The sequence below is a fragment of the Rhodococcus sp. HNM0563 genome (genome assembly GCF_012726195.1).
Classification (GTDB): Bacteria; Actinomycetota; Actinomycetes; order Mycobacteriales; family Mycobacteriaceae; genus Rhodococcus.
In genome coordinates this window covers 75598-89568 of record NZ_JAASAF010000013.1, presented here as the reverse complement: position 1 = coordinate 89568, position 13971 = coordinate 75598, and the positions used below count along the sequence as shown (strand labels likewise).

At 64.4% G+C, this 13971-nt stretch carries 14 protein-coding genes; 13 read left to right on the top strand and 1 reads right to left on the bottom strand.

Annotated features, from left to right (window positions below):
* The first annotated feature begins 64 nt into the window (after nucleotides 1-64).
* The 12 genes from HCA61_RS24060 (at nucleotide 65) to HCA61_RS26940 (ending at nucleotide 12467) form a co-directional block, all read left to right on the top strand.
* On the top strand, nucleotides 65-874 hold the full coding sequence (locus tag HCA61_RS24060) for an ABC transporter permease (protein WP_169690702.1): 810 nt from the start codon (nucleotides 65-67) through the stop codon (nucleotides 872-874).
* Nucleotides 874-1737 carry an ABC transporter permease gene (locus HCA61_RS24055; RefSeq protein WP_169690701.1) on the top strand — a complete coding sequence of 288 codons (864 nt, stop codon included), beginning with the start codon at nucleotides 874-876 and terminating at the stop codon, nucleotides 1735-1737. The genes HCA61_RS24060 and HCA61_RS24055 overlap by 1 nt, the downstream gene beginning before the upstream one ends.
* A complete protein-coding gene (locus HCA61_RS24050) occupies nucleotides 1734-3026 on the top strand; it encodes an MCE family protein (protein WP_346777638.1) in 1293 nt (430 codons plus the stop codon). The genes HCA61_RS24055 and HCA61_RS24050 overlap by 4 nt, the downstream gene beginning before the upstream one ends.
* Nucleotides 3023-4045 (top strand): MlaD family protein, encoded by a 1023-nt coding sequence (locus HCA61_RS24045; RefSeq protein ID WP_169690700.1) that lies wholly within the window; start codon nucleotides 3023-3025, stop codon nucleotides 4043-4045. Before HCA61_RS24050 ends, HCA61_RS24045 begins: the two co-directional genes overlap by 4 nt.
* On the top strand, nucleotides 4042-5079 hold the full coding sequence (locus tag HCA61_RS24040) for an MCE family protein (protein ID WP_169690699.1): 1038 nt from the start codon (nucleotides 4042-4044) through the stop codon (nucleotides 5077-5079). The genes HCA61_RS24045 and HCA61_RS24040 overlap by 4 nt, the downstream gene beginning before the upstream one ends.
* A complete protein-coding gene (locus HCA61_RS24035) occupies nucleotides 5076-6191 on the top strand; it encodes an MCE family protein (protein ID WP_169690698.1) in 1116 nt (371 codons plus the stop codon). Before HCA61_RS24040 ends, HCA61_RS24035 begins: the two co-directional genes overlap by 4 nt.
* The gene (locus tag HCA61_RS24030; RefSeq protein ID WP_169690697.1) at nucleotides 6188-7249 is read left to right on the top strand and encodes an MCE family protein; all 1062 of its coding nucleotides are present in this window, start codon (nucleotides 6188-6190) and stop codon (nucleotides 7247-7249) included. Before HCA61_RS24035 ends, HCA61_RS24030 begins: the two co-directional genes overlap by 4 nt.
* Entirely contained in the window at nucleotides 7246-8457 is a 1212-nt protein-coding gene (locus HCA61_RS24025) for an MlaD family protein (protein ID WP_169690696.1), read from the top strand. The genes HCA61_RS24030 and HCA61_RS24025 overlap by 4 nt, the downstream gene beginning before the upstream one ends.
* Nucleotides 8454-8999, top strand: coding sequence for a hypothetical protein (locus HCA61_RS24020; RefSeq protein ID WP_240960069.1), 546 nt, complete (start codon nucleotides 8454-8456; stop codon nucleotides 8997-8999). The genes HCA61_RS24025 and HCA61_RS24020 overlap by 4 nt, the downstream gene beginning before the upstream one ends.
* Before the next feature lie 132 nt (nucleotides 9000-9131).
* Nucleotides 9132-10037, top strand: coding sequence for an LLM class F420-dependent oxidoreductase (locus HCA61_RS24015; RefSeq protein WP_169690695.1), 906 nt, complete (start codon nucleotides 9132-9134; stop codon nucleotides 10035-10037).
* 5 nt (nucleotides 10038-10042) lie between these two features.
* Entirely contained in the window at nucleotides 10043-10927 is an 885-nt protein-coding gene (locus tag HCA61_RS24010; RefSeq protein WP_169690694.1) for an SDR family oxidoreductase, read from the top strand.
* Between the two features lie 598 nt (nucleotides 10928-11525).
* Nucleotides 11526-12467 (top strand): recombinase family protein, encoded by a 942-nt coding sequence (locus HCA61_RS26940; RefSeq protein ID WP_247274830.1) that lies wholly within the window; start codon nucleotides 11526-11528, stop codon nucleotides 12465-12467.
* Between the two features lie 44 nt (nucleotides 12468-12511).
* Here the strand turns inward: HCA61_RS26940 and HCA61_RS24000 are convergent, their stop codons facing one another.
* Entirely contained in the window at nucleotides 12512-13528 is a 1017-nt protein-coding gene (locus HCA61_RS24000) for an Abi family protein (protein ID WP_346777637.1), read from the bottom strand.
* Nucleotides 13529-13575: 47 nt separating this feature from the next.
* Between HCA61_RS24000 and HCA61_RS23995 the strand changes: the two genes are divergently transcribed.
* Nucleotides 13576-13770, top strand: coding sequence for a histone-like nucleoid-structuring protein Lsr2 (locus HCA61_RS23995; protein ID WP_169690693.1), 195 nt, complete (start codon nucleotides 13576-13578; stop codon nucleotides 13768-13770).
* The last annotated feature ends 201 nt before the right edge of the window (nucleotides 13771-13971 follow it).

The window sequence follows — 13971 nt, the reverse complement described above, 5'->3', positions numbered from 1 at the left end:
TGGACCAGGCGCCGGCCGTCGATGCCCGGCATATGAACAGTAGACACCGAGGGGGGTGGGGAACGTGGCATTCGAGCTTCCGAAGGCGAAAGGCCCTGCGCACGACCTGGCTATCCAGGTCGGTGCGTTGGTCGGCTTTTCGCTCGAGACGCTCGTCGCGGCGTTCCGTGTAGTCGCCCAGCGGAAACTGTCTCTGGGGGAGACATTTACGCAGGTACTGTTCATCGCGAGGGTATGTAGCGGACCTTCACTTCTGCTCATGCTGCCGATCGGCGTGCTCATCGCCGTGTCGGTGGGATCCCTCGCCGGGCAACTCGGCGCCGGCGCCTATTCAGGCGCGATCGTATCGTTCGTCGTCGTGGGGCAGGCGGCGGCGCTGGTGTGCGCGCTGATGCTCGCCGGGGTCGGTGGTTCTGCAATCTGCGCCGACCTCGGTTCGCGCACCATTCGCGAGGAGATCGATGCGATGGAGGTCCTCGGCCTCAACGTGATCGACCGGCTTGTGGTCCCCCGCCTCATCGCATCGGTGCTCGTGTCGATCGTCCTGTGCGCGCTCGTCACCGTCGTCGGTATCGGCGCCTGCTATCTGTACGAGATCTATCTCAACGACGGGTCCGGCGGAGCATTCCTCCGTACCCTGTCCGAGTACGGACGCCTGTCGGACTTCGTCATGGCCATGGTCAAGTCGGCCTGTTTCGGTGTCACGTCGGCTCTCATCGCGTCGTTCAAGGGACTTCATGCCAAAGGCGGTCCGAGTGGTGTTGCCGATGCAGTCAACGAAGGCGTGGTGCTCGCCTTCATCATGGTGTTCGTCGTCAATACCGTTCTGTCCCAGATGTACACGGTGATGGTACCGGCAGTGGGTACGTACTGATGATCTCGTATTCCACCGCGGCACGAGCGCGGTCGGCGGTGGGGCGTCCGTTCACCGCAGTGGTCGACGGATGTGCCGAAGTTGGCCGCCACGTCGTGTTCGCTTTCCGTGCTGTCGCCGGTATTCCCACGGCGCTGCACCGGTACTTCTCGCACGTCCTGCGTCACATCGGGGAAGTCAGCTTCGGCTACGCGTCGCTGCTCGCCGGTGGTGGCACGATAGGCATCGTGCTCGCGATGTCCGCGGTTGCCGCCATGATGGTGGGGGTCGAAACCCAGCGAGGGCTCGAACTCATCGGTATGACGTCGCTGTCGGGGATGCTCTCGGCGATCGCCAACACCCGCGAACTCGCTCCGGTTGTCGCGTCGATCGCGTTGGCCGCCAAGGTCGGTACCGGGTTCACCGCACAGCTCGGGGCGATGCGGATCTCCGACGAAATCGATGCACTCGACGCGATGGCCGTGCGATCGGTGCCCTTCCTTGCGAGCACGCGTCTCATCGCCGCTGCGGTATGTGTCATCCCGATCTACATGGTGGGCCTGCTCGGATCGTACGTCGCGACCCGACTCGTCGTCGTGAACTTCCAGGGGAACTCGGCGGGAACCTACGACTACTACTTCCACCTCGCATTGTCCCCGTCCGACCTGTGGTACTCACTCACCAAGGCCGTGGTGTTCGCGATGATCGTCGCGATCGTCCACTGCTCCTACGGGTTCTATGCGTCCGGCGGACCCGAAGGCGTCGGCCGCGCTGCCGGACGGGCACTGCGCACGAGCATCCTCGCAATCGGTGTCACCGATGTGGTTCTCACCTTTGCATTGTGGGGCTTGGTCCCGACGATTCCGGGGGTCGGGCTGTCGTGACAAGCACTGCCACCATCGAACGGTCGAGAACCGGAAGCACAGTTGCAAGGCAACGCAGGAACCGGACGGGAGGGCCGGGAAGGGGCGCACTCGCCGCCATCGGTGCGATCGCGTCCGTCGTCCTGATCATCATCGGCGGCCTGCTCGTGGCGTCGGGCGCAGGTGTTCTCTCGCGTGATCCGCAGGTCAACGCGACAGTTCCGGCCGAAGCCGGCCTGATCCAGGGGGCCGCGGGTGTGCAGTACCAGGGGGTGCACGTCGGGTCCGTCATCGGAATCGACGCAGGTGTCGCAAGCTCTCGCCTCACCATGCAACTGGGCGAGGACGGGATCGCCGAGATTCCCGCGTCCGTGGTAGCACGGATCGTGCCGCGCACGCTGTTCGGCGACGTGTTCATCGAGCTCGTCCCGCCGGAGAATCCGGAGATCGGCCCGCGGCTGTCGGACGGTGCCGAGGTCGTCTTCGACACGTCGGATGAGGCCGTGCAACTCGCCGATCTCTACTATCGTGCCGCCGACATGCTCGAACAGTTGCGTCCCGAGCAATTGTCCATCGCACTCGATGCTGTGAGCCAAGCTCTGGAGGGGCGTGGAGAAGCGCTGGGTGTCACGATCGATCGGATGGCCGCGCTCACGGAGGACCTCGGTCTGCTCGTCGACACCGGTATCGCGGCGGCGCCACAGATGGCGGCCGTGGCGGAGTCGATGTCTGCCGCCACCGACGACGTCATCACCGTGATGCAGAATGCCTCGGAACTGTCACGAATCGCGCTCGAACACGAGGACGGAATTGCCCGCCTCCTGTCCGGCGGCGCCGCGCTCGGAACGCAGGGAGCCGACCTGCTCTCCGCGAACACCGACAACATGATCGCAGTCGTGCGTAACGGAGCGCCGGTCGTCGGCGCCTTCGCAGGCAACACCGAGGGGCTCGACGCGACGTTGAAGAACGTGGGAATCTTCGGTGAAGCGGGCGCACGAGTATTCTCCACAGGCCGGTTCAACATCACCGCCATCGCCGACTTCGCTGATCCCATGCCGTACACCAGTGCGGATTGCCCGCGGTACCCCGGAATGGAAGGCTCGAACTGCGGCGACCCGGTGCAGACTTCCGCAACGAGCCGCAGACAGGTCGTGTCGGGCGTTGCAGAGAGCGCGCCGCTCGGGTTTCTCGAACAGATCTCTGCCGGTATCGACCCGGCCGATCCTGCAGCACTACTGCATGATCCATCCACCGCGGCTTCGGTCCTGCTCGGCCCGTTGGTCCGAGGAGCGGCGGTGAGTATCCCGTGAGATCGAATATCGGCCCGGGAATCCAGCTCGCCGGGTTCTGCCTGGTAGGGGTCCTTGCAGCGGTCCTGGTCGGCAACACCCTGGAACGCCCCATCGTCGGATCCACCACCGACTACTCCGCGGAATTCACCGATGTCGAAGGTCTCACCCCGGGCAGCGACGTCACCCTCGCCGGGGTCCGCATCGGCCAGGTGTCCGATGTGAGATTCGAACCGCAGGACGACGGTACATCCCGTGCTGCAATCGACTTCGAAATCGAGGCCGGACACGAGCTCACTACCGACGTGCTCGCCGACATCAACTACGGCGACATGATCGGAGTCAAGTACGTCGCCCTGAGCCTGCCCGATGACACGGCCGGTCAGGTGCTCGAACCCGGCTCGACGATCCCGATCGAGCAGACCACCCCTCCCGTCGACCTCACCGCCCTGCTCAACGGATTCAAGCCGCTCTTCGAAGCGCTCGACCCGGCGCAGATGAATTCCCTTGCCGCCTCGGTCGTCGACGCCTTCCAAGGACAGGGCGCGACCCTCGAATCACTGCTTCTGCACGTGGCTTCCGTCAGCACGGACATCGTCGAGCAGGAACAGGTGTTGAACGACGTCATCGTGAACCTCGAACAACTCGTCACTGTCGTCGACCGGCGAAGCGACGAAATATCACAACTCATCTCGGGCATGGATGTGGTGGGGCAGGCGCTCGCCGGCGACACCGATCAGCTCGCCACCCTCATCGATCGCGGTTCCGCTGCGGTGCGGTCCACCGCGGTGCTGATGGCCGGCGCGATGGCACCGCTCGATACCACCGTCACCGACCTACGAGCCATGACCGATGCCTGGGTTCCACAGACAGACGAGTTCAACCGCTCGATGGCGTTGCTGCCCGAACTCGGTCACAAGATCAACAGGATCGGCGACTACGGCGGCTGGCTCAACCTCTACATGTGCAATTTCACGATCGAATCGAACGACTTCGAGACCAACATCTTCGGGTCGACCTATTCGGAGGTGTGCCGATGAGTCTCGGGCGCACACTTCGCGACACCTTCGCCGCGATCTTCTCCGGTAGACACGACCGGAATGCGAACCCGATCGTGCTGGGTATCGCAGGTATGGCGTTGGTAGCGGTGCTCATGCTGGCGGCATTGGCAGCCCCGACGGTGGTGTACTGGTTGCGCACGGACTCGTACACGGCCGAACTCGCGAACGCTGCAGGACTCGAGCCGAATGATCCTGTGTATGTGGCGGGAGTTCCGGCCGGACGGGTGGAGTCGATGGAGTTGTCCGGTGATCGCTTGATCGTCGGTTTCCGAATCGACCGGTCGCAGACACTCGGCGACCGGACGAGCGCCGAGGTCAAACTGAAGACCGTTCTCGGGAAGGTGTATCTCTCGGTGCAGCCTGCCGGAGCAGGTGAGCTCGATGACGGTCTGATTCCCCTGGACCGCACCGGTGTTCCATACAGTCTCGACGAGCTCGCCACCGATGCCGAGCGTGTGGCCGACGGCCTCGACGTCGAAGGACTCGAGGCGATGATGCAGACTCTCGCCGACACCATGCCATCCGATTCAGAGCAGATCTCCTCAGCGCTCGCGGGGGTGGAAGCGACCTCGCAGATGCTGGTGCGCAACGACGCTCGCATCACTTCCCTGTTGCAGGCATCGAAATCGCTCACGTCGATCGTCACCGATCAGAGCGAAGATGTCGCCGCGCTCGTGGAGAACTCTACCGCGGTGGTGAACATCCTCACCGCGAGGAAAAACGCGCTCTTCCAGTTGGTCGAGGATCTTCGAACGCTCACAGAGTCGGCCGAGACGTTCCTGACCGACAACTCCGACGACCTGAACGCCCTCGTCGGGAACATGCGTTCGGTGACCGACACGCTTGCGGCGAACGCCGATAACATCGACCGCATCCTCCTCGAATTCCCGTCCGCTCTACGCGCGGCCACCAATGCGTCGGGTAACGGGACGTGGGTCGACGTGCACGCACCCGCAGGTCCCATACCCGACAATTTCCTGTGCGCCATCGCAGTGATGGAGGGCTGCAAGTGAATCCGACTGCGAAGACATGGCTGATTCGCGGAGTCGCGATCGTTGCGGTGCTGGCGTTGTGCGCCGCCGGAGTCTGGTACGTGGTGGGCCCGGACCGGACCCGCACCGTCACTGCGCAGTTCGCCACCGTGAGCGGAATCTACCCCGGGAGCAACGTTGCGGTGCTGGGCCTGCCCGTCGGTACCGTCGAAGAGGTCCGTCCCGCCGGGACATACGTCGAAGTGACGATGTCTGTGCCGTCCGATATCGCATTACCTGAGAATGTCACGGCGTTCGTGATGAACCCGTCGGTCATCAGCGACCGGTTCGTCGAGCTCGCGCCTGCCTACCGCGGTGGAGCCCAATTGGGCGACGACGGCGTGATTCCCGTCGAACGTAGTCATTCACCCATCAATTGGGACGAGATGCTCGAGAGCATCGACACGCTCGCAGCGGCGATGGGGCCTGAAGGCGGCGATCTCGGTCGCACGCTGGAAGTGTCCGCCGACGCGACGGAGGGCCTCGGTGAGCAGATGAACCGTGCCATCGTCGCGCTGGGGCAGGCGACCTCGGTGGTCGGAGCAAAGTCCGAGGACATCGGCGGACTGATCGATGATCTCGGGGTGGCTGTGCGCGCGGTGAACTCTCGTGAGGGATCACTCACCGAACTGGTCGACGGTGTCGCCGAACTCGGGGAGGAGCTGCAGCGGCAGAACCTCGATGTGTCGGCACCGATCTCCCGACTGAGCACGATCCTCGATCAGCTCGACACCCTCCTCACCGAGCGCGGAGGTGACGTCGAACAGGTCATGGCGAATGCCCGTGTCCTCACCGACACCTTTGCCGCGAACGAGGTGGGGCTCGCGGAGCTGTTCGACGTCCTGCCCCTGGCAATGCAGAACATCGACCAGGCGATCGGGGAGAACGGACGTGGCCGGATCCGTCTGAACATCTCGACTCAGATCAGTCAATTCCCTCGCGCGCAGGAGTTGTGCGCTCGCGAACGCCTGCCGCTGTGTACCGGCGCAGGTTTCACCAATCCGATCACCGTGCCGTTCGACCTGTCCGATCCGTATGAGGACCTTGTTCCCGAGTCGCTGGATCGCGCTCTGGGAGAGGGAGGTCCGCGATGACACGGCGGAGCAGGATCGTATTCGTCGCCCTCGCTGTGGTGGTCGGGCTGCTGACGTCGGGTTGTGGCCTGAGCTTCCAGAGTTTGCCGATGGGTCGTACCGGGCCAGGATCCACATTCATCGTGACCGCGGTCTTCGAGAGCGCCGACCGTGTCGATCTCGGTGCGGAGGTCCGGGCCGGGCAGGCCATCGTGGGTCGCGTGTACTCGATGTCCACCGACGGCAAGCAGGCGTTCGTCGAGCTGAGCATGGACGAGTCCGTGGATCTCCCGGCGAACGTCGGTGCGTCGGTTCGTCTGCCCTCGGCTTTGGGCAGCCCGTACATCCAGATCGACCTGCCTGAAGAGGCATCGAAGGAACTGCTCGCCGAAGGAGACACCATCACCCGGACCGAGCTCGGACCTGACATCGAGAGCACTTTCGCGATGCTCGGCAATGTCGTCAACGGCAGCGGGCTGGACCAACTCAGCACCATCACTACCGAGCTCGATGCTGCTTTCGGAGGCCGCGGGGCGTCGATCCGTACGATGCTCACGAAGCTCGACTCCACGATGGCGCTGGCCGACGAGAACACCGAGTATCTCGACCGGACTCTCGCGGCCGTCGATTCGGTGACCGCGCGGCTCGCGCAGCAGCAGGAGCTGATAGACAACGGGATCGCCGACAGTACGGCTCTGATGGGGCTCCTTGCCGCGCAGCAACAGGACCTCCGAACATTGGTGTCGAGCACGGCAACAGCGGTGTCGTCGATCGATACGGTGATGGCCGAAGACGCCACGATCGGTACCGCGGTCGACGACCTCGCAGAGATCACTGCGGGAATCCGTGACTTCAACGCCACGGTGGGGTCGATGCTCGTCAACGTCAACGGTTTCATCGCCGGCTTCAACTCGGCGGTGCGGGGCGACTATCTGCTCTTCGACGGTGCCTTCGACATCCCTGCCGCGATCGATCTGCTCGTCACCGGTGGTTTGCCGCCCGGCGCAGAGACCGACGCATCGCAGCCCGTCGACATCGCGTCGGACCTCGCCGACCTGCTGCAAGGTGGACTCCGATGACCCGCCCCGTTCTCGTTCAGCTGGTGGCGTTCGTGCTGGTCGGCATCTTCGCGACCGTGTTCGGCGTCCGTTATGTGCTCGGACCGCAGAGTCTCGGCGGCGCCGTCGAGCTGACAGCGACGCTGGCCGATGCACGCAGTATCGGGCCGGGCACCTCGGTCACCTATCGCGGTGTCGCGGTGGGAACGGTCGAGTCGGTCACGATCAATTCCGGCGGTGTCGGGTCCACAGCGGAACTCGCGCTCGATCCTGGAACACAGATCCCTGTCGGTAGCGTGGGCCGGGTGTCCACTGCGACGGCCATCGGCATCCTTGCGCTGGACATCGAGCCCGAGACCGCCGACGGACCGTATCTGCGCAGCGGCGACACACTCCGGGTGCCGGAGGAGATGCAGGGCATGCGTCTCGATGAACTGCTGCTGCACATGACCGAGCTCGTCGAGAGCATCGACGCCGATTCGATCGTGTCGCTGGGCGATACATGGAGCACTGCACTCCGCGACACCGGACCGGAACTCCAGGCACTGCTCGAGAACGCCGACTCCCTGTCCGCAATGGTTGCCGAACGCGCCCCGACCATTGCGACACTGCTCGACGAAGGCCTCGGACTGATCGACTCTCTCGCGCGTAACTCGGAGAGCTTCCCCGGTTCGATGCGTGCCTTCCGCGACGTGTCGGACCAGCTCGTCGGGAGTAGAGAATCGCTGGTGTACCTGCTCGACCGTTCACCCGATGCGCTTGCACGTACCGAAGAATTGTTCGCCGGTACGAAGGACAACTTCGGTGTGCTCATGACCAATCTCGTCACGATCGGAGAGGTGGCAGGTCCGCGTGCGCCCGCGGCCTCTGCGCTCCTCGATGCAATGCCCGCGACGCTCGCCGACCTCTCGGGCATCGTCGACGGCGACCGCGCCGACTTCTCTCTGGTCGGGACGCAGGGACCGGTCTGCGTCTACGACACCCAGCGGATGATGGTCGGTGACGAGAGTCCGCGTGAGCCCAACCACTCCCTGTACTGCCCGCCAGGAGAAGATCTCTCCCAACGCGGCGCACGTGTTGCGCCGAGGCCGAATGATCTGGGATTGCAGGGGCAGACCACTCCGGGCGCCGTGTCCGGGCCGGATATGGCCGACGACCCCCTCCTGATCCCGACGGGCGTCGAGGTCCTGAACTACTGGCAGAAACTCCTGGAAGGACTCGGGAATTGATTGATGAGAAACCGATCGACGTCTCCGTCGCCACCGAGAGCGACGAATCGGAACAGGAGCCCATTCGCCGCTCCGGGAAGGGACGGACGGTAGCCATCGCGTTGATCGTGCTGTTGGCTCTCGCCGCGGGTTTCTTCGGTTTCCGGTGGTGGCAGGCCGAGCAGGCCGAGTCTCTGCGTACCGATGCGGTCGCCGCTGCTCGGGAGTATGCGACCACTTTGGGCACCTACGACTACCAGTCGTTCGACGATTCACTCGCGGCCGTGACTGCGGCCTCCACCGAGGAATTCGCGGCGAAGTACTCGGGTGTCGCGGGTGACCTGCGCGGACTTGTCGAGAACGGCCAGGGCGCGTCGGTCGCGACGGTCTCGCACGCCGGACTCGAGACGCTCGACGGCGACACGGCCACGGTGCTGGTGTTTCTGGATCAGGACGTGAAGAACGTCGTCGTCCCGGAGGGGCGAACCGATGCGACGAGGTTCCTCATCACACTGAAGCGCATCGACGGCAAGTGGATGCTCGACGGCGCCGACGCGAAGTAGCGACCACGAGCCCGCGGCCGGACTGCGCGCAGACCCTGTTGCATCACCTGAGAATGTGACTATCTTGAATCGGAAGGATAGTTTTCTCGATTCAGAATCCCGGTTGGATTCTCAGGTGCGACGAGGCAGGCGATGCGCTTCATCTTCCATTACCCCGAGATCAGCGGTTCCGACGGCGATGTTCTCGACCCGGGCCCGCTGCGCGATGTCGCCGTCGCGGCGGAACGGGCAGGATTCGATGCTCTCTCGTTCAGTGAACATCCGGCACCGGGTGCGAAGTGGCTCGACCGCGGCGGGCATCAGACTCTCGATTCATTCGTCGCGCTCGGCTACGTGGCCGCCGCGACCGAGCGGCTGAGGCTGCTCACCTATCTCGCAGTAGTTCCCTACCGCAATCCGTTCCTGCTCGCGAAGGCAGCGGCCACCTTGGACAAGCTGTCCGGTGGTCGGTTCACCCTCGGCATCGGAACGGGCTATCAGAAACGTGAATTCCATGCGCTCGGCGTGGACTTCGACGAGCGCAACGCACTGTTCGACGAGGCGCTCGATGTGCTCCCGATGCATTGGAGCGGCGAACCGTTCTCGTACCAGGGGCGGCATTTCAGCGCACAGGACATCATCGCCCGACCCCGCCCCGTTCAGGATCCGATTCCGATCTGGATCGGAGGCAACTCCAAACTGACCAGGCGCCGGGTTGCGCAGCGCGCCCAGGGGTGGATGCCGATGTCCGGTGGCGCGACCCTGAGTACAACGGCACGCACCGCAGAACTCGGCCCGGTCGAGCAACTCGGCGGCGATATCGCCGAGCTCCGTGCACAGGCGGTCACCGCAGGCCGCACCGACCACATCGATGTCGTCTATTCGTACAGCAGTGAGATCTCCTCGCCCACTGTCGACGTCGACAGGCATCGCGACGTGCTCGACCGACTGGAGAAGGCCGGAGTCGACTGGGTGCTGGTGTCGTGCCCCATCGAGAGTCTTTCGGCCACCGTCGAATTCCTCGAGTCCTTCGGATCCACCTATATCGGGCGAGGGTGAGCGGTATGGGTTGGTTCGAAGAACGTGCTGGATTGGACGGAACCGTCGCCGTGATCACCGGCGGCGCCGGAGGCCTCGGCACCGCCATCGTGGAGGATCTCTCCGCGAACGGCGTGCGTCCCGCTGTCATCGACCTCGATGACTCTGCGGTGAAGGAGCTACGCGACTCGCTCGACAAGCAGGGCGTCGACTGCATCGTCACGCAGGGCGACGTCCGCGAACCCGACGCGCTGACGGCGCTGTTCGAGCAGGTCGACGAGCGTTGGGGCCGGGTCGACACCCTCGTCAACATCGTCGGAGGCACGTTTCGGGCGCAGTTCGTCGACACCGGCGCGAAGGGGTGGGACGCGATTCTGCGCACCAACCTTTCGCACGTGCTCCACGCGTGTTCGCTCGCAGTGCCCCGGATGCAGGCCGGTGGGCGCGGTGGCAGCATCATCAATCTCACGACAATCGAAGCGCACCGGGCGGCGCCGGGTTTCGCTGTCTACTCGGCGGCGAAGGCGGCTGTCGAGCAGTTCGCGCGAACGCTCTCGATCGAGGTTGCCCCTGACGGCATCCGGGTCAACAATGTGGCGCCCGACTACGTTCCGACTCCCAACCTCGCCAAGCTGGCCTCCCTCGGCGGCGGTGATTCGTCCCTGTCGACTCCCGACGGGCTCCGTGTCGCGATCCCGATGGGCCGGGCAGGACACGTCACCGATGTGTCGAACAGTGTGGTTTTCCTTGCATCGAAGTTGTCGGCATTCATCACCGGGACGACGTTGCACCCGGACGGCGGGACCTTCGCATCGTCAGGTTGGTTCAATTGGCCCGAATCCGGCTGGGCGAACCATGTTCCGTCGCGAATCCTGGCCGGCGCAGGCCCGGCCGACGCAACCGGCGCATAGCTGAAACGGCGGATCAGGCCGAGGTCTTCGTGAGGATCCACGCGCTGCAGCCACCGATCAAGATGCGCGAGGTCCGCTTCGGAGCCGTACGCGGGCACTTTGGATGAGTAACGCGGTGGGATGAATACACGCTCGACGTAGCTTTCTCGCAGGCTGAGTGGCGTCGCGCCGCGAACCTGCCTGACTGGCCGAGATCAGGAGGGCTCCGGACGAGGGTTGATGGTGTCGCTGTCCGAGTACTACGGCTACCCCTGGTCCGAAGCGATACTTCGATGGCCCATCCAGTAGCGTCCGGACGGTTCCGGCAGGAATCCTAGGATCAGGACAACGCCACTGAGACTGAGATCGACCACTGGCCTATTCCAGTCGCAAGCTGAACCGCGGAGAAGCTCGTCGGCGCCGCCGGTCCAACGCCAAGGGATTGAGGTTGCGTAGTGTCTCATTTCCTTGCTTTCAGGACGGTTCACGATTACCGGTCCACCTGTGGTGAAGGCCAGGAAACCGCGTCTCAAAAGTTGAGTCCACAACTGCGTGTCGAAACATTCGTACGGACACAACTTTCGGTACTGTCCGGCGCATGGAGCTGGGCTAGGCGAGGGTGTCGACGACCAAGCAGGACCTCGACCGGCAGATCGATGCTCTCACCGCGGCGGGGGTCGACCCGCAGCGCATCTATGTCGACAAGAAGTCCGGGGCCACCCTCGACCGACCGGGTCTGACGGCGCTGCTCCAGTACGCCCGCGGCGGGGACGTCATCGTTGTTCATACTTTGGACCGGATGGGCCGCACCGTGCGGGACACCTTGAACCTGATCCACGACCTGCACGAACGCGGTGTCGGGGTGCGGAACCTCGCCGATCCGATCCGGATCGACTCGTCGGATCCGGACGATCCGATGGCGCAGCTGGCGGTGGTGCTGTTGGCGTTGTTCGGGCAGATGGAACGCACCTACAGCCTCGAACGGGCCGCCCACGCTCGGGCGGTGGCCACCGCGAAAGGCCGGCGCACCGGCCGCCCGTCAGTGGTGTCCGAATCCCAGATCGCGCACGCGATCCAACTCCGGGACGGCGGCGCCACCGTCGCCGAGATCGTCGCCAAGACCGGGTTGACCCGCTCGACCCTCTACCGGCACCTGCCTGCGCGGCCGGCCCAGCCGGTTACCGCCGCGGATTCGCCGGAGCCCGTGCCTGCTTCATCGGCTGTGACGGTGCCGGAGTCGGCGTCGGCGTCGGCGGATCGGCTCGAGTGCCCAACCTGCGGATACCGGCCGTCGACGCGGCGGGAGATGATCCCGCATCTCGACGACCTCGACACGCTCTGGCTGCACCTCGACCCAGGCGGGCAGGTCCGTGAACGGCGGCACTGCGCCCGCTGTCAGCCCCACGAGCAGGTTGTGGCGGTCACCTGCACGCGCTGCGGGCAGGGGGCGCTGATCAGCGGCATCGAGGGCGGCGGTGCGTTGCCTGCTGCGATTGTGCGGTGGCTCGAAGAGCGGGGCTGGACCGTCGACACGAGTCCGGTGTGCGGCGACCACATCTGACCTGATCGGTCGGCGGGGACGGAGTGGAAAGCGAGGGCTGTCCATCACGGATCGGTCTGCTGCACCCAGAGGGCTTCGGTCGTCCATCCTGACGGGCAGCCTATCTCGGCCTCGGATCGATTCATCTTCGCGAGTCCGGTCCTGATGTGGCGAATGATGTTCGCCGCCCATGTCGATCCCGGGCTGATGCGTTCGAGAAGGTAGGCCAGCACCGCCAACGATGCGTAGACCCGCTTCGTCACGGTCGGTGACGCGGCGTGGTGCAGCTCGGGGACCACCAGCAGATGACGGTAGGACAGTTGGACGTCGATGTTGCGGTTCCACAGCCGCGAGTGGTGTGCGCAGGTGTTCCGAATGTAGTTGAGGTTCTTCATCCAGCTCACCAAGGCGGCACCGTGACCAGCTCCGGAGTTGTCCGTCAGGCCGAAGCCGGAGGCGATGTCGTCGCGGTCTTTTTGTTGGAGCCCCTCGTACAGTCGGGACAGGCCCCCGAAGTCGAGGATCTCGGTGACTACCCACACCGGGAGGGGGCCACCGTACTTACGGGTGAAGTGTTTGACGAACTCTTCCTTCGACCGGGACTGTTCTTGTGCGACTTTGCGGAGCCATTTCGCGTGCGCGCTCTCGAGCCATTCGGCGTGCGCTGGCGCTTGGGACGGACTGCTCACCCCGACGAACTCGGTGCTGAGCATGTTCGGGTCGGTGTGCGCGAAGGCGCCGCGGCGGCCGAGGGTGTGGCCGACACGTAGTCGCATCGCGACCTCGACTCGTTCGATGGCGTCGAGAACGAGAAGTTTGAGTTTGCGATCGAAGTCGTAGAGCTCGACGATCTGCTCGAACGAGGTACCCGGCTGAAAGTCGTCGCCGATGACCGGTGGTGCACCGGCGGCCTGAGTTCGGACGCGATAGGGGTACCAATAGCCGCTGAGGCGGTAGTAGCCGACCGAACTCAGCCACCGTTCAGCCGCGGTGTGGTCCGGTATCGTCATCCCTCGCGATTCCAGCAGTTGGCGCTGTTCGGTGATGGTCTTGAACGGTTTGCCGTAGGTGGAGCGACTCACGGAAACCAGAAAACCAGCCTCCCCCTCGAAAGAGCGGAAGGCTGGCCGTGTTGTTGCCCAGTGTAGCGAAGAACGCCGACAAAATGCGCGACGGACATCACAGACCCGCAAACCAGGCCGGGACCGCTATCAGCTCGCTGATCCGCGCATGGGCGAAAGGCCAGGAGATCGCGGTCAGCTCCCGCGGCCGGGTTCCGCGCGATGTCCTCGACCAGTTCGACGCCGCCCACACCTGCACCTGAGGCGGCCACACCGTTCGAACGGTCACAGCCGATGTCCACCATGACCGTGGTGCACTCCCGAAGTGTCCTCTGCACCCCGCCCTCCACCCCCGAACCGTCGGGCTCGCCCGGCGACTCCGACGGCATTCTTGGCGAGTCGACGCACCCCGCACCCGACTTTCCTTTCACAGTCCCGGTGTCAGGGAGTGCGTCTGTAGGGGA